Source organism: Cohnella baijiui, assembly GCF_020731285.1.
Lineage (GTDB): Bacteria > Bacillota > Bacilli > Paenibacillales > Paenibacillaceae > Cohnella.
This window is the reverse complement of the sequence record NZ_JAJFOW010000416.1, coordinates 1-224: the sequence shown is the minus strand read 5'-3', so window position 1 is coordinate 224 and position 224 is coordinate 1. Positions and strand designations below refer to the sequence as shown.

The window sequence follows — 224 nt, the reverse complement described above, 5'->3', positions numbered from 1 at the left end:
AGGGACGATGCACATTGACAGTTACAGTAGAATCAAATATTATCAATATCAATAACGATAATATTAAAGGAGTGGTTTCATCATGATTATTGTAACGACAGAGAACATTGCCAACCATCGCATTGTAGAAATCAAAGGCCCTGCTTTTGGTTTGACCGTTCGGGCAAGAGGACTTGGCAAGGATATTACTGCTGCATTGAAAGGGCTGGTTGGCGGAGAAGGCA

1 protein-coding gene is annotated in these 224 nt (G+C 41.5%); it reads left to right on the top strand.

All coding sequences use genetic code 11. The annotated features are described in order from the left end of the window. Positions 1-82 precede the first annotated feature (82 nt). Positions 83-224, top strand: a 142-nt coding sequence (locus LKX83_RS33180; RefSeq protein ID WP_227887556.1) for a heavy metal-binding domain-containing protein, incomplete at its 3' end; no start/stop codon positions are given.